Source organism: Streptosporangium sp. NPDC050855 (assembly GCF_044456585.1).
Lineage (GTDB): Bacteria > Actinomycetota > Actinomycetes > Streptosporangiales > Streptosporangiaceae > Streptosporangium > Streptosporangium longisporum.
Genome location: NZ_JBITFY010000001.1, coordinates 882,252 through 901,407 on the forward strand (window position 1 = coordinate 882,252; position 19,156 = coordinate 901,407).

18 protein-coding genes are annotated in these 19,156 nt (G+C 72.6%); 12 read left to right on the forward strand and 6 right to left on the reverse strand.

What is annotated here, in order from left to right; genetic code table 11:
* The first annotated feature begins 12 nt into the window (after positions 1–12).
* Both ACIBCT_RS04090 and ACIBCT_RS04095 read left to right on the forward strand, forming a co-directional pair.
* Positions 13–684 (forward strand): hypothetical protein, encoded by a 672-nt coding sequence (locus ACIBCT_RS04090; RefSeq protein WP_399185903.1) that lies wholly within the window; start codon positions 13–15, stop codon positions 682–684.
* 40 nt (positions 685–724) lie between these two features.
* Complete coding sequence (locus tag ACIBCT_RS04095; protein ID WP_399185904.1) at positions 725–1,747, forward strand: hypothetical protein; 1,023 nt, start codon at positions 725–727, stop codon at positions 1,745–1,747.
* A gap of 168 nt (positions 1,748–1,915) precedes the next feature.
* Here ACIBCT_RS04095 and ACIBCT_RS04100 read toward each other — a convergent pair whose 3' ends face one another.
* The 5 genes from ACIBCT_RS04100 to ACIBCT_RS04120 all read right to left on the reverse strand — a co-directional run bounded on the left by ACIBCT_RS04100 (position 1,916) and on the right by ACIBCT_RS04120 (position 6,879).
* A complete protein-coding gene (locus ACIBCT_RS04100) occupies positions 1,916–2,446 on the reverse strand; it encodes a methylated-DNA--[protein]-cysteine S-methyltransferase (RefSeq protein WP_399185905.1) in 531 nt (176 codons plus the stop codon).
* Positions 2,443–3,942: an AlkA N-terminal domain-containing protein gene (locus ACIBCT_RS04105; protein WP_399185906.1), complete on the reverse strand. Its 1,500-nt coding sequence runs from the start codon at positions 3,940–3,942 to the stop codon at positions 2,443–2,445. The genes ACIBCT_RS04100 and ACIBCT_RS04105 overlap by 4 nt, the downstream gene beginning before the upstream one ends.
* Before the next feature lie 92 nt (positions 3,943–4,034).
* Complete coding sequence (locus tag ACIBCT_RS04110; RefSeq protein WP_399185907.1) at positions 4,035–4,982, reverse strand: NYN domain-containing protein; 948 nt, start codon at positions 4,980–4,982, stop codon at positions 4,035–4,037.
* 101 nt (positions 4,983–5,083) lie between these two features.
* Entirely contained in the window at positions 5,084–5,290 is a 207-nt protein-coding gene (locus ACIBCT_RS04115) for an acyl-CoA carboxylase subunit epsilon (protein ID WP_399185908.1), read from the reverse strand.
* The gene (locus ACIBCT_RS04120; protein WP_399185909.1) at positions 5,287–6,879 is read right to left on the reverse strand and encodes an acyl-CoA carboxylase subunit beta; all 1,593 of its coding nucleotides are present in this window, start codon (positions 6,877–6,879) and stop codon (positions 5,287–5,289) included. The genes ACIBCT_RS04115 and ACIBCT_RS04120 overlap by 4 nt, the downstream gene beginning before the upstream one ends.
* A 353-nt stretch (positions 6,880–7,232) precedes the next feature.
* Between ACIBCT_RS04120 and ACIBCT_RS04125 the strand changes: the two genes are divergently transcribed.
* The 3 genes from ACIBCT_RS04125 (at position 7,233) to ACIBCT_RS04135 (ending at position 12,339) form a co-directional block, all read left to right on the forward strand.
* Positions 7,233–8,018: an ABC transporter ATP-binding protein gene (locus ACIBCT_RS04125; RefSeq protein WP_399185910.1), complete on the forward strand. Its 786-nt coding sequence runs from the start codon at positions 7,233–7,235 to the stop codon at positions 8,016–8,018.
* Entirely contained in the window at positions 7,994–9,637 is a 1,644-nt protein-coding gene (locus ACIBCT_RS04130) for a hypothetical protein (RefSeq protein ID WP_399185911.1), read from the forward strand. The genes ACIBCT_RS04125 and ACIBCT_RS04130 overlap by 25 nt, the downstream gene beginning before the upstream one ends.
* Before the next feature lie 65 nt (positions 9,638–9,702).
* Positions 9,703–12,339, forward strand: coding sequence for a phosphoenolpyruvate carboxylase (locus ACIBCT_RS04135; protein ID WP_399185912.1), 2,637 nt, complete (start codon positions 9,703–9,705; stop codon positions 12,337–12,339).
* 64 nt (positions 12,340–12,403) lie between these two features.
* Here ACIBCT_RS04135 and fdhD read toward each other — a convergent pair whose 3' ends face one another.
* Entirely contained in the window at positions 12,404–13,282 is an 879-nt protein-coding gene (gene fdhD, locus ACIBCT_RS04140; protein WP_399185913.1) for a formate dehydrogenase accessory sulfurtransferase FdhD, read from the reverse strand.
* Positions 13,283–13,546: 264 nt separating this feature from the next.
* On the opposite strand from fdhD, the gene ACIBCT_RS04145 reads away from it, so the two are divergent.
* The 7 genes from ACIBCT_RS04145 (at position 13,547) to bfr (ending at position 19,055) form a co-directional block, all read left to right on the forward strand.
* A complete protein-coding gene (locus ACIBCT_RS04145; RefSeq protein WP_399185914.1) occupies positions 13,547–14,371 on the forward strand; it encodes a biotin--[acetyl-CoA-carboxylase] ligase in 825 nt (274 codons plus the stop codon).
* 121 nt (positions 14,372–14,492) lie between these two features.
* Positions 14,493–15,011 (forward strand): PH domain-containing protein, encoded by a 519-nt coding sequence (locus ACIBCT_RS04150; RefSeq protein ID WP_399185915.1) that lies wholly within the window; start codon positions 14,493–14,495, stop codon positions 15,009–15,011.
* Between the two features lie 237 nt (positions 15,012–15,248).
* The gene (locus ACIBCT_RS04155) at positions 15,249–16,241 is read left to right on the forward strand and encodes an adenylate/guanylate cyclase domain-containing protein (protein WP_399185916.1); all 993 of its coding nucleotides are present in this window, start codon (positions 15,249–15,251) and stop codon (positions 16,239–16,241) included.
* Positions 16,242–16,377: 136 nt separating this feature from the next.
* Entirely contained in the window at positions 16,378–17,463 is a 1,086-nt protein-coding gene (locus ACIBCT_RS04160; RefSeq protein ID WP_399185917.1) for an S-(hydroxymethyl)mycothiol dehydrogenase, read from the forward strand.
* Entirely contained in the window at positions 17,460–18,077 is a 618-nt protein-coding gene (locus ACIBCT_RS04165) for an MBL fold metallo-hydrolase (protein ID WP_399185918.1), read from the forward strand. The genes ACIBCT_RS04160 and ACIBCT_RS04165 overlap by 4 nt, the downstream gene beginning before the upstream one ends.
* 299 nt (positions 18,078–18,376) lie before the next feature.
* Positions 18,377–18,556 carry a (2Fe-2S)-binding protein gene (locus ACIBCT_RS04170; RefSeq protein WP_344889512.1) on the forward strand — a complete coding sequence of 60 codons (180 nt, stop codon included), beginning with the start codon at positions 18,377–18,379 and terminating at the stop codon, positions 18,554–18,556.
* Between the two features lie 16 nt (positions 18,557–18,572).
* On the forward strand, positions 18,573–19,055 hold the full coding sequence (gene bfr / locus ACIBCT_RS04175; RefSeq protein ID WP_399185919.1) for a bacterioferritin: 483 nt from the start codon (positions 18,573–18,575) through the stop codon (positions 19,053–19,055).
* Positions 19,056–19,156: the final 101 nt, after the last annotated feature.

Consider the following 19,156-nt stretch of genomic DNA (forward strand, 5'->3'; position numbering starts at 1 on the left):
AGCGTGACCCGTATGCGTGCCGTGATCGCGCTGGCCCTGCTCCCGGTCCTCGTCCTTCCGGCGGCCTGTGCCCCGCCGGAGCCTCCCCCGTTCGTTCCGGCCGATCTCTCCTCCGGCACCGGCGCCTCCGTGTCCGCCTCCCCGTCGGGGCCCCCGACCGGAGAGGCGGCGGAGCCGAGGACGGAGACGGTCAGGGTCGCGCCGGGCGTGCGGGTCGTGGTCGAGTGGCCGGTCGCCCCCGACCCGGACAGGAGCGCGATGATCGAGGTCTTCCGCGACTACGTCGCCGGGGCGTTCCGGGCGGTGACGAGCGAGGGCCGCGACACCGGTTACCTCGGCCTGGTCGAGCACGACGCGGCCGACGACGCGTCCGCCTGGGCGCAGGCGTTCCTCGACCGGCGCAGGTCCGTACGGGGGGTCGCCCGGTTGTACATGCCGAACGTCAGCGCGGTGAGCGGTTCGGGCGACCGGCGGGGGGCGCAGCTGGACGTCTGCGTCGACGAGACGAGGATGCGGCTTCTCGACGCCTCCACGGGTGAACCGGTCCCCAGGCAGCCCGACTGGACGAGGAGGCCCTTCCTGCAGTCCGCGGCGATGGGCCGGACCGAGGACGGGAGCTGGCGCATCAGGCTCTTCCGCCACGCCAAGCTCCCGGACGAGCGCGCGAAGGGTTGCCTGAGATGACGTTCTCCCCATGGCCGTGTCCGCATACCGGAGGTGCTTGATGATCGGGAAAGTGATCGTCGCGGGGCTGCTGATGCTCGCGCCCCCGGTGACCGCGGCCGTGTCCCCGATGTCCCCGATGTCCCCGGTGTCCCCGGTGACCGCGGTGACCGCGGCCGCGCCGGTGGCCGCCGACCCCGAACCCCAGGGCACGACCGGGGAGGCCTACCAGAGGGGGCGCGAGGCCGGGGTCGCTCTCAAGGACTCCCAGATCGTGATCACCGGCACGGGGCTCACCGGGAAGAGCGACGGCTACCGGATCAAGCGCCCCTGCTGGTACGAGCCCCGCGGGAACGCCGAGGAGAGGCTGGAGGCGGAGCGGAAGGCCCTGCCCGACGCCCTCCCCGAGCAGGAGTGGAAGAGACGCAAGGAGGCCCTGGAGAAGTTCGAGGAGAAGGTCGGCCAGGAGGGCACCTGGTGGCAGCGCGCCTACAACTCCGCCGACCCGGCCGGTATGGCGTGCGTGGCCGCCCTGGGCGAACCCGACGTCTGGGCTCCGCCCGGCACCACCCCGCCCAACGGGATCACCATCGAAGAGCTCGTCGAGATCGCCCGCGCCGCGCTGACCGTGCCCGACCCGAAGGTCGAGATCAATCCGGACGTCAAGAGCTACGTCAACCTGCCCACCTGGGTCTGGCTGGGAGGCGCCGGTGAGACCACCCGGTCGGTCACCGCGACGCTGCCCGGGGTCATGAGCGCCACCGTGACCGCCACCCGCGGGAAGATCGACATCGACCCGGGCACCACCGGCGACCGGGCGAGGGTCGCGGAGAGCGGGTGCGGCGAGGGCGGCGTGCCGTACCGCAAGGGCGCCGACGACGGCGACGACCCTCCCTGCGGGGTGACCTATCTGCGGGCCTCGGTCGACCAGCCGCGCGGCGTCTACGAGCTGACGGTCACCGCGGTCTGGGACATCGAGGTCGAGGACGACGTGGTGCCCTTCGCCTACGACCCGGTCGAGGTCGGCGCCACCCGGGACGTCCCGGTGGGCGAGGTGCAGAGCACGGTCAGGAAGACCGGCTAGCGACCCCGGCCCTCCCTCGGCCCGGGGATCCGGGCCCTGAGCGTTCACGGGCCCCGAAGCCCGGTGCCCCTCCCGGCCCGGGAGGGGCACCGGACGCGAGGGCCCCGGCCCCGGGTGCCTTCGTCCTCCCGGAACCGGGGCCCTCGCGGCCACCCGTGGTGCGCGTCCCTAGTGCTCCCGGATCCGTAGCCGCTCGGCGGCCGGGGCCCCCTCGTGGGTGAGCAGCCACTGCTTGACCGGGGTGCCGTAGTAGTAGCCGCCGTACCCGCCGCCGGACGGCAGGATCCGGTGGCAGGGCACGAAGGGCGCGATCAGGTTCCGCGCGCACGCCGAGCCCGCGGCCCTGGCCGCGGTCCTGGGCAGCCCCGCCCTCTCGGCCAGCTCGGCGTAGCTGATCGTGACGCCCGCGGGCACCTGGCGCAGGGCGGTGAGCAGCCGCTGCCGGATGGGCGTGCCCGGCTGCTCCACCGGCACCGCGTCGAGGGCGGTCAGGTCACCGTCCAGGTAGTCGCGTACCGCCCGCGCCGGCCGGCCCAGGTCGTCGGTGAGGTCCATCCCCTCGGCGCGCAGCTCGGGGGAGAGCCGCTCGAACATCTCCTGCGGGCCGGTGGTGGTGAAGCCCGCCGCCAGCAGCACGCCCTGGCGGGCGAGCATGGCCAGCGGGCCGATCGGGGTGTCGAGAACCTGTGCCTCTATCATTCCGAACTCCAAAGGTGCAGCGCGGCGTACGCCCGCCAGGGGCGCCACCGCTCGATGTGACTGTCAGGGATGCCCAGGCAGGCCATGGCCCGCCGCAGGCCGAGGTCTCCGCCGGGCCAGGCGTCGGGGTCGCGCAGTGCCCGCAGCGCGATGTAGCCCGCGGTCCACGGGCCGATCCCGGGGACCTCCAGCAGGCCGGCCACGGCCTCGGAGGGCTCCTGCCCGCCGTCCAGGTCGATCTCGCCGGCCGCGACCTTCGCGGCGAGCGCCCTGAGCGTGGCGGTGCGCCGCCCGGTCAGGCCGAGCCCGTCGAGGTCGGCCTCGGCGAGCCGGGCCGCGTCCGGGAACAGCAGGCCCGGTCCCGCGGGCGAGGCCGGGCTCCCGGCGCGGGCCGTGACGCGGCCCAGCAGGGTACGGGCGCCCGCGACGGAGATCTGCTGGCCGACCACGGCGCGGACGGCCATCTCGAAGCCGTCCCACGCGCCGGGCACCCGCAGCCCCGGGCGGGCGGCGACGAGCGGTGCCAGCGAGGTCTCGCCCAGCGCGGCGGAGATGGCCTCCGGATCCGCGTCGAGGTCGAGCAGCCGCCGGCAGCGGGCCACGATCCGGGCCAGGTTGCGGGTGTCCTCGACGCTCACGTCCAGCCGGACGCGACCGGGTTCGGGGGTCAGGGTGACGGTGCCGCCCGCGACGGCGCGGCTGTAGGACGTCGCGTCCGCCCGCTCCAGCCCGGGGATCGCCCGCGCCGCCAGGAACCGCATCAGGGTGCCGGCGTCGTAGGGCTCCCGGTGGTGCAGCCGCAGGGTCAGCACGCTGGCGGCGGACCCCGCGGTTCCCGTCCCGATGGCCGTGCCGGTCCCGCCCCGGGCCCCGGCGGCACCGGCTCCGACCCCGGCACCAGCACCGGCTCCGGGGCCGGCCGCCCTGCCCGTCGTCGCGCGCAGCTCACCGGGGGTGAAGCCGTAGGTGTCCTTCATGGCCGCGTTGAACTGCCGGACGCTGCCGAAACCCGCGGCGAACGCCACGTCGACGATCGGCAGCGCGGTCTCGGTCAGCAGCTGCTTGGCCAGCAGCAGGCGCTTGGTCCTGGCCACGGCCAGCGGCCCCACGCCGATCTCCGCGGTGAACAACCGGTGCAGGTGACGGCCGGTGATGTGCAGCCGCCCGGCGAGCCCGGTCACCCCGCCGTCGTCGGCCACGCCCTCGTCGATCAGGCGGAGCGCCCGGCCGACCAGGTCGCCCCGGTGGTCCCAGCCGGGGTCGCCGGGGCTCAGCTCGGGACGGCAGCGCTTGCAGGGCCGGAACCCGGCCGCCTCGGCGGTGGCCGCGTACCGGTAGAAGCGCACGTTGCGGGTGGCGGGGGTGCGGGCCGGGCAGACCGGCCGGCAGTAGATGCGGGTGGAGGTGACCGCCGTGTAGAACCGCCCGTCGAAGCGGGCGTCCCTCGCGGCGACCGCGCGGTAACAGGCGTTGAAGTCGAGCTCTCTCACGGACACGATGACGACGCTACCCGCGGTACGCCCGGCATCGCTGGCGGGAATCGGACACGACGGCGGAGGTCGTGACCCCTCCCCGAAGAGCGGGAACCCTACTTGGAGGAGACACCGACACCGATCTCGAACTCCCGGTAGACCCGCGCCCAGAACCCGTCGCGGAGCCAGACGCGGGCCTCGGGATAGGGGCGCAGCGAGTGCCCGAGCTCCTTCTCGGCCTCGATGAGCAACTCGGTGTCGATCACCGTGGGCAGGATCGGGCCGGGCAGCAGGTCGCGGATGTTGTCACGGCCACGGGTGAGGATCCACTTCTGGGCGACGTGCTCGCCGACCTCCTCGACGCGCGGACGGCTGGGGCCCAGCTTGGTGACCTGGCCGACCGGGATCTTGGGTTTGGCGGTCGCCGCGGTCCGGCCGGCGAAGACCTGGGCGGGGGAGGGCGCGGCCGGGGCGGCCGGGACCGGGACCGGCGCGGGGGCGCGGCTGAAGAAGGAGCGCAGGAAGTCGGCGCTGATGATCTCGACGGTGTCGGACTCCCAGACCAGGCGCTCGGCCTGGTTGGTGCCGTAGGGCGGCTCGACGCCCCACAGGTGGATCCGCACCCCGTAGGCCTGGGCGGCCTCGACGGCCGGGACCATGTCCTCGTCCCCGGCCAGCAGTATCGTGTCGCTCACCGCGTGGTGCCTGGCCAGCGCCTCCAGGTCGCTCCTGATCTGCGCGTCCACGCCCTTCTGCTGCCCGCGCGCGTTGAGGTTGCCCAGGCGGACCTTGACCCAGGGAAGCTGCGCGATGACCCGCTGGTCGACGGTCGGCACCCGGTCGCGGGCGGCGTCGTACCAGTAGATCCGGAGGAGCTCGCCATGGATGCGCTCCTCCGCGTGCTTCTGCAGCGCCTGGATCAGCTCGTCGGCCGCCACCCGGTACTCCTTGCGCTCCTTGGCGGCGAGCAGCACCTCCCCGGCGGCGGCGTACAGGTAGCCGACGTCGACCAGGACGGCGTACTTGCCGGGGATGGGGCGTGACGTGAGGTCCAGGATGGTCATGGCGTCCTCCAGGCCTCGGAACTAGCTGATCGGCTGACTATATGCGCCCATTTCTTAGATGGTCCCAACTCTCGCGCAAGTTGACACCCCGTTCTCGGGATCTATCTGGGCAGTGCGCTTGATCTCCATGCGCCTTGTCCAATAGGAAGTGCTTTTCGCATGTGATGCGCGTGATTGCTCCAGGATTTCGGCGTCTGCGGGTCTTGTGACGCCGGAATCGGTGGTCCGGCCTGCGCGGAGAGGGCGATCACCACGGCCGCGATCTCCTCGGGCGTGGCATCCCCTTTAATGATCTTCAAATGGTTCACAGCGGTATGTTCCCGTGCTTCTTGGGGGGCAGGGTGGCGCGCTTGTTGCGCAGTGCCCGCAGTGCCCTGACGATCTGGACGCGGGTGTCGGAGGGGCGGATCACCGCGTCCACATACCCTCGTTCGGCCGCGAGATACGGATTGGCGAGCGTGTCCTCGTACTCGGTGACCAGCCGGGCCCGCTGGACGTCCGGGTCCTCGGCCGCCATCAGCTCGCGCCGGTAGAGGATGTTGACCGCGCCCTGCGCGCCCATCACCGCGATCTGCGCCGTCGGCCAGGCCAGGTTGACGTCCGCGCCCAGGTGCTTGGACCCCATGACGTCGTACGCGCCGCCGTAGGCCTTGCGGGTGATGACCGTGACCAGCGGCACGGTCGCCTCGGCGTAGGCGTAGAGCAGCTTGGCGCCCCGGCGGATGATGCCGTTCCACTCCTGGTCGGTGCCCGGCAGGAAGCCGGGGACGTCCACGAAGGTCAGCACCGGGACGTTGAAGGCGTCGCAGGTACGGACGAACCGCGCCGCCTTCTCCGAGGCCGCGATGTCCAGCGTCCCGGCGGAGCTCATCGGCTGGTTGGCGACGATCCCCACCGAGCGTCCCTCGACGCGGCCGAACCCCACGATGATGTTGGGCGCGAACCCGGCGTGCACCTCGAGGAACTCGCCCTCGTCCAGGACGTGCTCGACGACCTCGTGCATGTCGTAGGGCCGGTTCGCCGAGTCCGGGATCAGCGTGTCGAGCTCGCGGTCGGCGTCGGTGGTCTCCATCACGGGGTCGGCCGCGAAGACCGGCGTCTCGTCCATGTTGTTGGACGGCAGGTAGGACAGCAGCGCGCGGGCGTACTCCAGGCAGTCGGCCTCGTCGGCGGCCTCGTAGTGCGCCACGCCCGAACGGGAGTTGTGCGTGTGCGCCCCGCCGAGCTCCTCGAACGTCACCTCCTCGCCGGTGACGGTCCTGATCACGTCGGGGCCGGTGATGAACATGTGCGACTTCTCCGAGACCATCAGCACGAAGTCGGTGAGCGCGGGGGAGTAGACGGCGCCGCCCGCGCACGGGCCCATGATCAGTGAGATCTGCGGGATGACCCCGGAGGCGTGCACGTTCCGCTTGAAGATCTCGGCGTACAGGCCGAGCGAGACCACGCCCTCCTGGATGCGCGCCCCGCCGGAGTCGTTGATGCCGATCACCGGGCAGCCGGTCTTCAGCGCGTGGTCCATCACCTTGACGATCTTCTCTCCGAAGACCTCGCCCAGGGAGCCGCCGAAGACGGTGAAGTCCTGGGCGAAGATCGCCACCGGACGGCCGTCGACCGTGCCGTACCCGGTCACCACCCCGTCGCCGTACGGCCGCTCGCGCTCCAGGCCGAAGCTGGTGGACCGGTGCCTGGCGAGCTCGTCGAACTCCACGAAGCTGCCCTCGTCGAGGAAGGCCAGGACCCGTTCCCGTGCGGTCATCTTGCCCTTGGCGTGCTGCCTCTCGACGGCGCGCGCCGAACCCGCGTGGGCGGCCTCGTGCAGCCGGCGCTCCAGGTCGGCCAGTTTCCCGGCGGTCGTGCGGATGTCGGGTCCGGGATCCACCGGCTCGGCGCTCATTGAAAACCTCCAGTGCGGGCGTCCCCGGCTCTGGCCCCGGGGAGGGACACGGCACGGTATCGCGCGGTGCCGGTCCAGTTTCGCCTGCCTCCACGGCGAGAGCCAAGCCGCCTGTGTGCGCGACGGCCGGACCGTCCGCACCGTGCGAGCCGGGCCGTCTCCACGGCGAGAGCCAAGCCGCCTGTGCGCGACGGCCGGACCGGTGGGCCCACCGCGGATCTCCCCCGGGCGGGCCGTGGACCTAGGCTGGTCCGACGGCCGATCCCGGACGATCCGCGGCGAGGCGGCCGCGAACTATCGGTGCAGATCATTCGTTCCCCCACCAGGGTCGGCCGACCCCCAAAGGAGGCACCATGCCGGACGTCATGGAAGCGGTACGGACCAGCGGTCTGGTCAAGAGATTCGGGCAACAGGTGGCCGTGGCGGACGTCGACCTGGTGGTGCCCCGCGGTGGCTTCGCCGGACTCGTCGGCCCCAACGGCGCGGGGAAGACCACCACGCTCAGCATGGTCACCGGGCTGCTCCGCCCCGACGGCGGCTCGATCCACATCGACGGCGTCGACGTCTGGCGCGACCAGGTCGCGGTCAAGAGCCGCATCGGCGTGCTGCCCGAGGGCCTGCGCCTGTTCGAGCGGCTGTCGGGCCGGGAGCTGCTCTCCTACAACGGCCAGCTCCGCGGCATCCCCCGCGCGGAGGTGCGGCAGCGCTCCGACGAGCTGCTGGAGGTCATGGGCCTGACCGAGTCGGCCGACAAGCTCGTCGTCGACTACTCCACCGGCATGCGCAAGAAGATCGGCCTGGCCGCGGCGCTGCTGCACAACCCCGCGGTGCTCTTCCTCGACGAGCCGTTCGAGGGCGTGGACCCGGTCAGCGCCAACACGCTCGTCGAGGTGCTCCGGCGCTACACCGCCTCCGGTTCGACCGTGGTCTTCTCCAGCCACGTCATGGAGCTGGTCGAGCGCCTGTGCGACTGGGTCTCGGTGATGAACCGCGGGCGGATCGTCGCGCAGGGCCCGCTGGACGAGGTCAGGGCGGGCCGCAGCCTCAACGAGGCGTTCCTCGCCCTGGTCGGCGCCCGCGCGGGCGAGGGAACGAGCGGGCAGGAGGGCCTGTCATGGCTGGGCGCGACCCCCAGATGAGCGCCGTCCCGACCCCCGCCCCCGCCCCCGCCCCGGCCGCCCCCGCCGCCGCCCCGGTGGGCCCCATGGTGTTCGTACGGCTGAAGCTGCGGCTCGTCGCGGGCAACCTGCGCGGCAGCACCCAGCGCCTGCTGGGGTTCGTCTTCACGGTGCTCGCCGCGATCGTGCTCGCCTCCTTCGGGTTCCTGATGATGGCCGGGCTGCGCCTGACCTCCCCCGACCTCGCCGTGGACGTGGTGACCGTGCTGTTCACCTTCCTCCTGGTGGGCTGGGCGATCGTGCCGCTGCTGGCGTTCGGGCTGGACGACACCCTCGACCCGTCGCGCCTGGCGCTGTTCCCGCTGCGCACCGGCAGGCTCGCCACCGGCATGTTCGCCGCCTCGATCACCGGGGTCTGGCCGGCCGCCACGCTGATCGTGACGCTCGGGGCCGTGGCCGGGCTGGCCCACGGGATCGGCGCGGTGCTGCTGGGCGTGGTCGCGGTGCTGCTGCACTTCGCGCTCTGCGTCGTCCTCTCCCGGCTGGCCACCACGGCCCTGTCGGGGGTGCTGCGCAGCCGCAAGGGACGCGACGTGCTGGCCGTCTCCGCGATCTTCGTGGTGCTGGCGGCCCAGCTGCCCAACCTGCTGCTCAACGGCGGCCTGTCCGCCGACCCGCAGGCCCTGCTGCGCTCCCTGGCGTCGGTGCTGCGCTGGACCCCGTCCGGCCTGGCCGCGCACGCCGTCGCCGGAGGCGGCCTCGTCGCGCTCACCGGGATCGCCGTGCTCGCCGCCCTGGTCGCGGTGATCGGATGGCTGTGGATCACGGCCCTGCGCCGCGCCCTGGTCTCCACGGACGCCTCCACCCAGGGTGCGGCGGTGCGCGACTCCGGCGGCCTGTCGGCCAGGTTCCTGCCGTACGGCCCGCTCGCCGCGGTCGTGGGCAAGGAGCTCAAGTACGCCCGCCGCGACCCCCGGGGCAGGGTCGGCTGGTTCGCCGCCGTCGCGGTCGCCGGGATCATGGCCTTCTCGATCAACGACGGCAGCGGCCCGGCCGGTGTCGGCCTGGCGGTGGCGCCCGCCTGCCTCGGCGCCGCGATGATCGCCATCCAGGGGTGCAACGCCTTCGGCATCGACGGCCGTTCCCTGTGGATGAACACCGTCGTGTACGGGAACGACCGCGACTGGCGGACCGACCTCACCGGGCGGCACCTGGCCGTGGCGGTGATCGCGGTCCCGCTGCTGCTGGCGCTCTCCGTGGTCGCCGCGCTGCTCGCCGGGAACCTGCTGTGGGCGGTCCCGGCGGTGCTCGCCGCCTGGGGCGTCCTGGGCGTCGGCCTCGGCATGGGAGCGCTGACCAGCGTGTGGCTGCCCTACACCGTGCCCGAGCGGCTGAACGCCTTCACCGGCGCGGCTCCGGGCCAGGGCGGCATCGCCTTCGCGGCCTCGTTCGGCGCGCTGCTGGGCACCGGGGTGCTCTCGCTGCCGATCCTGGTGCCGATGGGGATGGGTCTCACCTGGGTGTGCGCGCTGGCCGTCCCCTACGGCCTGCTGCTGTCCTGGGCCGGTCGCAGGATCGCCGCAAGGCAGGCGTTCGCCCGGTATCCGGCCCTGCTGGAGGCGACCTCGGCGGCCACCTGAATGGTCTAGTCCAATGGGTGAGACCGGTCTCCGCCGGTCGAAACCCGGTCGGTACCCTGACGGGCATGGCCACCATCGTGTCCCAGCAGGCAGAGCGTTCCTCCGCTGTCACCGAGATGCCCGACGAGCTGCGCGCGGACGTGCGGCTGCTCGGCGAACTCCTCGGGCAGGTCATCGCCGAACACGGCGGCGATGACCTGCTCGCCGATGTCGAACGACTGCGCAAGGCCGTCATCGGGGCGCGCCGCGGGCAGGTCTCGGTCGACGAGATCACCGCGATGGTGGCCGAATGGCCCATCGACCGCGCCGTGCACATCGCCCGGGCCTTCACCTGCTACTTCCACCTGGCCAACCTGGCCGAGGAGCACTTCAGGATCCGCGTCCTGCGGGTCCGCGACACCGGCGAGGAGCCGCTGCCGGAGTCGCTGGCCCAGGCCGTCCAGGAGCTCGGCGGCGGCAAGGTCGCCGACCTGGTCGAGGGACTGCGCCTGCACCCGGTGCTGACCGCGCACCCCACCGAGGCCCGCAGGCGCGCCGTGGTCACCGCCATCCAGCGCATCAGCGGCCAGCTCGCCGCGTACAACAGCTCCGACCGGGGGGCCGCGGAGCGGGCCGAGACGCGGCGACGGCTGCTGGAGGAGATCGACCTGCTCTGGCGCACCGCCCAGCTCAGGTCCACCAAGCTGGACCCGCTGGACGAGGTCCGCACCGCCATGGCGGCCTTCGACGAGACCCTCTTCCGGGTGGTCCCGCAGGTCTACCGGGCGCTGGACGCCGCGCTCGGCGGCAGCACCGGCACCGAACGCCCCCGCGCCCGCGCCTTCATCCGGTACGGGAGCTGGATCGGCGGCGACCGCGACGGCAACCCGAACGTCACCGCCAAGGTGACCCGTGACGCGGTGCTCATCCAGGCCGAGCACGTGCTGATCGCCCTGGAGAACGCCACCTCGCGCATCGGCCGCTCGCTGACCCTCGGCGCGGACCACACCCCGGCCTCGCGCGAGCTGCGGGCCGCGCTGTCCGCCGCGGAGAACGACCACCCCGACGTGGTCTCGGAGATGGCCACCCGCTCCCCGGGCGAGCCGCACCGGCAGTGGCTGATGTTCGTCGCGGCGCGCATCGCGGCCACCCGGCAGCGCGGCCTCGACCTCGCCTACCGCTCGCCCGAGCAGCTTCTGGCCGACCTGCGCACCGCCCAGGAGTCGCTGGTCGCGGCCGGGGCGATGCGGCAGGCCTACGGCGAGCTGCAGCACCTCATCTGGCAGGTGGAGACGTTCGGTTTCCACCTGGCGGAGCTGGAGGTGCGCCAGCACTCCCAGGTCCACGCGGCCGCGCTGGAGGAGATCGCCGCCGGGCGCACCTCCGAGCGGACCGAGGAGGTGCTGGCCACGATCCGCACCATCGCCTGGATCCAGGAACGGTTCGGGGTGACCGCCTGCCGCCGCTACGTCGTCTCCTTCACCCGCTCGGCCGACGACATCGCCGCGGTCCACGAGCTGGCCGCGCACGCCCTGGGCGAGCGGGCCCCGCGCCTGGACGTGGTCCCGCTGTTCGAGTCGGGCGCCGACCTGGCCGCGGCCCCGGCCGTGCTGTCGGGGATGCTGGAGATCCCGGCCGTGCAGGCCGCGCTGGCCGAGGAGCGGCGCCTGGAGGTGATGCTCGGCTACTCCGACTCCGCCAAGGAGCTCGGCCCGGCCGCGGCCACCCTCAAGCTGTACGAGGCCCAGGAGGCGCTGGCCGCCTGGTCGGCCGAGCACGACGTACCGCTGACGCTCTTCCACGGCCGGGGCGGCGCCCTGGGCCGGGGCGGCGGCCCGGCCAACCGCGCCGTGCTCGCGCAGGCCCCCGGGTCGGTGGGCGGCCGGTTCAAGGTCACCGAGCAGGGCGAGGTCATCTTCGCCCGCTACGGCCACGACGCCATCGCCCGCCGGCACATGGAGCAGGTCACCTCGGCGGTGCTGCTGGCCTCCACCCCGTCCATCGAGGCGCGTACCGCCGAGGCCGCCGGGCGGTTCCGCGGGGTGGCCGAGCGGGTCGCCTCGGCCTCGGAGAAGGCCTACCGGCAGCTGACCGAGGCGCCCGGCTTCCCGGAGTGGTTCTCCCTGGTCAGCCCGCTGGAGGAGATCGGCTCGCTCCGGCTGGGCTCCCGCCCGGCCCGCCGCGGCCTGGGCGCCCCCCGCTCCCTGGACGACCTGCGGGCCATCCCGTGGGTGTTCGCCTGGGCGCAGACCCGCGTCAACCTGCCCGGCTGGTACGGCCTGGGCAGCGGCCTGCAGGCGGTGATCTCCGAGACCGGGCTGGAGGAGCTGCGCGCCGCCTACCGCGAGTGGCCGCTGTTCGCCTCGCTGCTGGACAACGTGGAGATGTCGCTGGCCAAGACCGACCGCGACATCGCCGCCCGCTACCTCGCGCTCGGCGCCAGGGACGACTTCGTCGAGCAGGTGCTCGCCGAGTACGACCTGACCCGCCGCCTGGTGCTGGAGACCACCGGCCACACCCGCCTGCTGGAGGACCGGAAGGTCCTCTCCCGCGCGGTGCAGCTCCGCGACCCGTACGTGGACGCCCTGTCGCACCTGCAGCTGCGCGCCCTGTCCACGCTCCGCGCGGACGGGGGGCTCTCGGAGGAGGAGCGCGAGAACCTCTCGACGCTGCTGCTGCTGTCGGTCAACGGCGTCGCCGCGGGCCTGCAGAACACCGGCTGACCGGCCCGGCCCCTGACCGTTCCACCCGTGGCCGCCCCGTGCCGTCCCGCCAGGACGGGCACGGTCACGGGGTGAGGCGGTGCGCTCCGGCGTAGACGTTGAAGCGCTCCTCGCGCAGGAAGCCGACCAGCGTCATGTCGAACTCCCTGGCCAGCTCGACGGCCAGGGAGGAGGGCGCGGAGACCGCGCAGACGACCGCCAGGCCCGCGGTGAGGGCCTTCTGCATGATCTCGTAGCTGGTCCGCCCGCTGACCATGAGCAGGTGATCGTCCAGCGGCAGCCTGCCGGTCGTCATGGCCCAGCCGACGAGCTTGTCCAGCGCGTTGTGCCGTCCCACGTCCTCGCGGACCGCGAGCGCCTCTCCTTCGGGGGTGAACAGCCCGGCGGCGTGCAGCCCCCCGGTCTTGCCGAAGACGCCCTGGGCCCGCCTGAGCCGGTCGGGGAGGCCGTACAGGACCTCCGGGGAGACGAGCGGGCCCTGCCCGGCGGGTGCCGGGGGGCGGCGGTCGCGCAGCGCGTCGAGGCTCGCGGTACCGCAGACGCCGCACGCGCTGGACGTCACGAAGTGCCGGTCCAGCGAGGGCAGGTCGGGCAGCGGGCCGTGGAGCCGTACGGTGACGGTGTTGTAGCGCGCCTGCGGGGGCACGTCCTCGTCGGTGCAGTAGGCGATGGACGCCACGTCGGCCGGGGTGGCGACGCCCTCGCCGTACAGGAACCCTGCGGCCAGCTCGAAGTCGTGTCCCGGGGTGCGCATGGTGATCGCGACCGTGCGGTGCTCCGAGCCCGAGCGGACCCGGATCTCCAGCGGCTCCTCGGTGGCCAGGTCGTCGCGGCGCTCGTGCAGCGTGCCCGAGCGCATCTGCCCGACCCGCGCCCGGGTGGTGGGCCCCGGCCTGCGCGTGACCTCGGCGGACGCGCTCGTCGGGTCGGGACGTCCGCTCATCCGCATCCTCCAGGGTGGAGACCTCAGGCCCGTCCCGGACCGGTGCCCGGCGAGCACCCGGCGGACACGGTGCGGCCGGTGAGCGGCCGGCCGGGTACGGCGTGCCCGGTGCGCGCGGCGGGGTGCCGCGTGCCCCGGCGACGTGTCCGATCACGGTGACGGTCAGGCCACCATATGCGCTGCCGCCGCGCCACGGACGCGGGCCCTGCGATGACATACGGTGATTAGGTACCGGTCGCTCCCTCGGGAAGGCAGGATGGTCAGGTGCTCGATTCGCCCTTCACCGATCTCGAACGCCCGCCGCTCTCCCAGGCGGCGCTCACCCGGGCCCTGGTCCGCCCCGGTGGCCTGTGGTCCGACGTCACCGTGGTCGCCAGGACCGGATCGACCAACGCGGACCTCGGGCAGGCCGCCCGCGACGGCGTCCGGCAGGGGGCCGTCATCGTCGCCGAGACCCAGTTCGCCGGGCGGGGCAGGCTCGGCCGGGCGTGGAGCGCTCCACCGCGCTCGGGCCTGACGTTCTCCATGCTGTTCCGCCCCGACCCGCCCCCGGCCAGGCAGGGCTGGCTCCCCCTGCTCGTCGGCCTGGCGGTCGCGTCCGCGGTGCGGAAGGTCACCGAGGTCGACGTCCGGCTCAAGTGGCCCAACGACCTGCTGGTCGGCGAGCGCAAGCTCGCCGGGGTGCTCGCCGAGCGGATCGACAGCGCGGTGATCGTGGGGGTCGGGCTCAACGTGAGCCTGCGCGCCGAGGAGCTGCCGGTGGAGACCGCCACCTCGCTGGTCATCGAGAAGGCCGGCTGCGCCGACCGGGACCCGCTCCTGCGCGCGGTGCTGCGGGAGGTCGAGACCCACTACCGAGAGTGGTCCGAGGCCGACGGCGACCCCGAGGCGTGCGGTCTGCGGGCCGCCTACCTGGCGGCCAGCGCCACGGTCGGCCGCCGGGTCCGGGTGGAGCTGCCCGGGGAGCGGGTGCTGACCGGCACGGCCACCGGCGTCGACCACACGGGTCACCTGCTCGTGGACGCCAAGGGGGAGCAGCACGTGCTCAGCGTGGGGGACGTGGTGCACGTCCGCCCGCAGGGCTCGTGACCCCGCGTGCCCCCTTTCGTCCGCCCACGTGCCTGCCGTGCGCCGTACGGTTCGTGACGCCGCGCGTGTTCGCTCCCGCGGCTCATGACGCGGGGCACGCGGACGTGCCACGATTTGGCCCATGGGTCTACCCGATCACCAGATGACGGAGGGGGAACGACGGATCAGGTCGTTCCGCCCTCACTGGAAACGCCTCATCGTGCCGTTCCTCGCGCTGATCCTGATCATCCTGGCGTCCGGTGCCGCCGTCTTCTTCATGCCCGACTTCGAGTACACGTTCTACGCGCTGATCGCGGTGGCCGTGATCAGCGTCGGCCTGCTGACAGTGTGGTCGTTCGTTCCGTACCTGCGCTGGAGGAACACCACGTACGTGCTCACCTCGCACCGGCTCACCATCGGCACCGGCGTGCTGAGCACGTCCGTCGACGACATCCCGATGGCCAAGGTCGTGGCGGTCAGCGCCGACCAGACGCTGACGGAGAGGCTCTTCGGCTGCGGCACGCTCGTCGTGGAGTCGGCGGGCGACAGCGGCCGGATCACGCTCCGCGACATCCCGCGCATCCAGGACGTGCGGACCGAGCTGTTCCGCGCGATCGACGAGGCGGCCGACGGGGAGCCCTCCGAACCCGGCGGGCGGTGACCGATGGGGCGTGACCTCCCGGACCGGGGCGAGGACCGGTACCGGAACCCCGCGGGAAGTCCGGGCGAGGGGCCCGGGGGCACCGGGGGGCGGGCCGGGACGGGTACGGAGGCGACGGGCACGCGGGAGACGGTCCCCGAGGGGACGGGACCCGAGGGGACGGGACCCGAGGGGACGGAACCGGAGGGGGCGGGCACGCGGGAGACGGGACCGGAGGCGACGGATCAGGCCGGGCGGGTGCCCGCGGGGCGCCCGACGGCGGAGCAGATCGAGCACCTCTTCGTCGGCACGGCCCCCCGCTACACCCGGATCCAGGTGGCGGCGCTCGCCGGGGTCCCGCAGGAGCTCACCGAACGGATCTGGCGGGCCCTGGGGTTCGCCACGCTTCCCGACGACGCCGTGGCCTTCACCGACGCGGACGTCGCGGTGCTGCTGCGGGTCCGGGCGATGATGGAGAACGGCCTGATGGACGACCGGACCGTCATCCGGATGTCCAGGGCGCTCGGCCAGACCACCGCCAGGCTCGCCCAGTGGCAGGCCGAGATCATGATCGGTGCCATGCTCGACCCCGGAGAGCGGCCGGCCGACGAGGACCTGGCCGCGGTCATGGACACCTCCCGCAGGCTGCTCCCGGACTTCGAGAAGGTGCTGGTGCACGTCTGGCGCGCCCAGCTCGCCGCCGCCGGGACCCGCCTGCTGACCGTCGCCGACATCGACGACCGGATCGCGCCGGCCCGGCTCACGCTGACGGTGGGCTTCGCCGACCTGGTCTCCTTCACCCGGGTCTCCCGGGAGCTGGACGAGCGCGGGCTGGCCGAGCTGGTCGAGGGCTTCGAGGCGCGGGCCTCAGACGTCGTCGCCGAGCACGGGGGACGGCTGATCAAGACCCTCGGCGACGAGGTGCTCTTCTCGGCCTCCGACCCGCGCACGGCCGCGGCGATCGCCCTGGACATGGTCGAGACGGTCCGCCGGTACGGGCCGGACGTGCGGATCGGGCTGGCGTACGGCCCGGTGGTGCCGATCATGGGGGACGTGTTCGGCACCACGGTCAACCTGGCGGCCAGGCTCACGGCCATCGCCCGTCCCGGCACGATCGTCGTCGACGACGGGCTGGCCGGGGCGCTGGAGGGCGCGCCCGGCGTCGAGGTGGGCCGCATCCCGCGCAGGCCCGCCCGCGGACTCGGGGTGGTCCAGCCTTATGTTCTGCGCCGGAGTCCTGATAGTCATTGACCGACCACCGAGCTCCGGGTGCGGCCCCGAGGACCGTCCCGCAGGGAGGCGAGCGCACGGAGCCCCGCGAGTACCGCGGAGCCTCCCGGGGCTCGCGGGGGGCTCGGAGAGTTTCCGGAACAGATGAGGTGCAGGAATGCCGTACACCGTGCAAGGCGTGGTCGCGCGTGGCAAGGGCGAGCCGGTCTCGCTGGAGACCGTCATCGTGCCCGATCCAGGACCGGGGGAGGCGGTGGTGAACGTCCAGGCCTGCGGCGTCTGCCATACCGACCTGCACTACCGGGAGGGGGGCATCAACGACGAGTTCCCGTTCCTGCTGGGTCATGAGGCCGCCGGGGTGGTCGAGGCGGTCGGCGAGGGCGTCACCGAGGTGGCCCCCGGTGACTTCGTGATCCTGAACTGGCGGGCGGTGTGCGGGAACTGCCGGGCGTGCCTGCGCGGCCGTCCGTGGTACTGCTTCGCGACCCACAACGCCTCCCAGGCGATGACCCTGGAGGACGGGACGCCGCTCAGCCCCGCGCTGGGCATCGGCGCGTTCGTCGAGAAGACGCTGGTGGCGGCCGGGCAGTGCACCAAGGTGGACCCCTCGGCCCCGGCGAAGGTGGCCGGGCTGCTGGGGTGCGGCGTGATGGCGGGCCTGGGCGCGGCGATCAACACCGGCGGGGTGGGGCGCGGCGACAGCGTGGCGGTCATCGGGTGCGGCGGTGTCGGTGACGCGGCCATCCTGGGGGCCCGGCTGGCGGGCGCCTCGAAGATCATCGCGGTGGACGTGGACGACCGCAAGCTCGGCTGGGCCACCGAGTTCGGCGCCACCCACACGGTCAACTCCCGCACCCAGGACGTGGTCGAGACGGTCAAGGAGCTCACCGGCGGCAACGGCGCGGACGTGGTCATCGAGGCCGTGGGCCGTCCCGAGACCTACAGACAGGCGTTCTACGCCCGCGACCTGGCCGGGACCGTGGTCCTGGTGGGGGTGCCCACCCCGGAGATGACGCTGGAGCTGCCGCTGATCGACGTCTTCGGCCGCGGTGGCGCGCTGAAGTCCTCCTGGTACGGCGACTGCCTGCCCAGCCGCGACTTCCCGATGCTCATCGACCTGTACCTGCAGGGACGGCTGGACCTGGACCGCTTCGTCTCCGAGACGATCGGGCTGGGCGACGTCGAGGAGGCCTTCGCGCGGATGCACCGCGGCGAGGTCCTGCGCTCGGTGGTGATCCTGTGATCGACAAGATCATCACCTCGGGCACCTTCTCGCTGGACGGCGGGACCTGGGACGTCGACAACAACGTCTGGATCGTCGGCTCGGCGAGCGAGGTCATCGTCGTCGACGCCGCGCACGACGCCGCCGCGATCGCCCAGCGGGTCGGTGGCCGGGAGGTCAGGGCCATCGTGTGCACCCACGCGCACGACGACCACATCGACGCGGCCGCCGAGCTCGCTCAGCGGACGGGCGCGCCGGTCCTGCTGCACCCGGCCGACCGGGTGCTGTGGGAGATGGTCTACGCCGACCTGCCGTACGTCCCGCTCCAGGACGGCCAGGTGCTCTCGGCCGGAGGGGTCGAGCTGACCGTGCTGCACACGCCGGGTCACTCCCCGGGCGCGGTCTGCCTGTACGGCGCGGACATCTGCACGGTCTTCAGCGGCGACACCCTGTTCCAGGGCGGCCCCGGCGCGACCGGGCGGTCCTTCTCCTCGTTCGACACGATCATCGAGTCGATCAAGGGCCGGTTGCTGACCCTGCCCCCGGAGACGGTCGTGCACACCGGCCACGGGCCCTCGACCGTCATCGGCCAGGAGGCGGGGCACCTGGAGGAGTGGCTGGCCAGAGGGCACTGAGAAGGCGCCGAGGGCGTCCGTGAGCGTTCCGGACGCCCCGGGGCATTCTGGGCACCCTCCGGCCGGCCGGAGGGCCTGGAGCGGCGTGTGACGTGCACGCGGACGGATCCGGTGGGCGCGAGGTGTGGATCTCGGGACCTGCCGGCGACCTGTTCCGGAGGGACGGGCGGGGTCGCGGGAACGGCAGGAGGGTGTGACGGTCAGGTGAGTGTGCCCTACCTCACATAGGCAAGCCTAACCAAATGAGTTACCTTAGGTGTGCCTTACCTATGGTACCCTCATGAGAGGTCACACCCGCCGTGTACGTATGCGTCTGCCGAGCGGTCACCGAGAACGAGGTGCACGACTGCATCTCGGCAGGGGCGAAGAGTGCGCGCCAGATCCGCGACTCCACGGGTGCCGGTGGCGACTGCGCTTCTTGCGTGCGGAAAATTTGTGCGATCCTGAAGCGGTCTGAAGACTTGATGCCGACCGCATAGCACGAGGAGCCCGATCATGCAGGGCGACAAGAAGATCATTGAACTGCTCAACGAGCAGCTCACCGCAGAGCTGACCGCGATCAACCAGTACTTCCTTCACGCCAAGATGCAGGAGAACTGGGGTTACACCCGGTTGGCCAAATACACCCGCGAAGAGTCCATCGACGAGATGCGCCACGCGGAGAAGCTCACCGACCGCATCCTCTTCCTGGAGGGGCTGCCCAACTACCAGAAGCTGGGCACCCTGCACATCGGCCAGACCGTGGCGGAGCAGCTCCGCGCGGATCTGAACGTCGAGCTGGAGGTGGTCACCCGCCTGCGGCCCGCCATCATCCTGATGCGCGAGAAGGGCGACGCCACCTCGGCCCGGATCTTCGAGGAGATCCTGGAGGACGAGGAGCGCCACATCGACTACCTGGAGACCGAACTGGGGCTGATCGGAAGCCTCGGGGAGCAGCTCTACCTCGCCCGCTACGCCGAGCCGCCGTCGGCGGAGTGATATGGATCGAGCGGAACACGCCCACCGGATCCCTTCCGGTCGGGCGTGTTCTGTTTTGTCGGCCGATCCTTTTGGGCCCCTGTGCTTTCGAGGGGCTTACT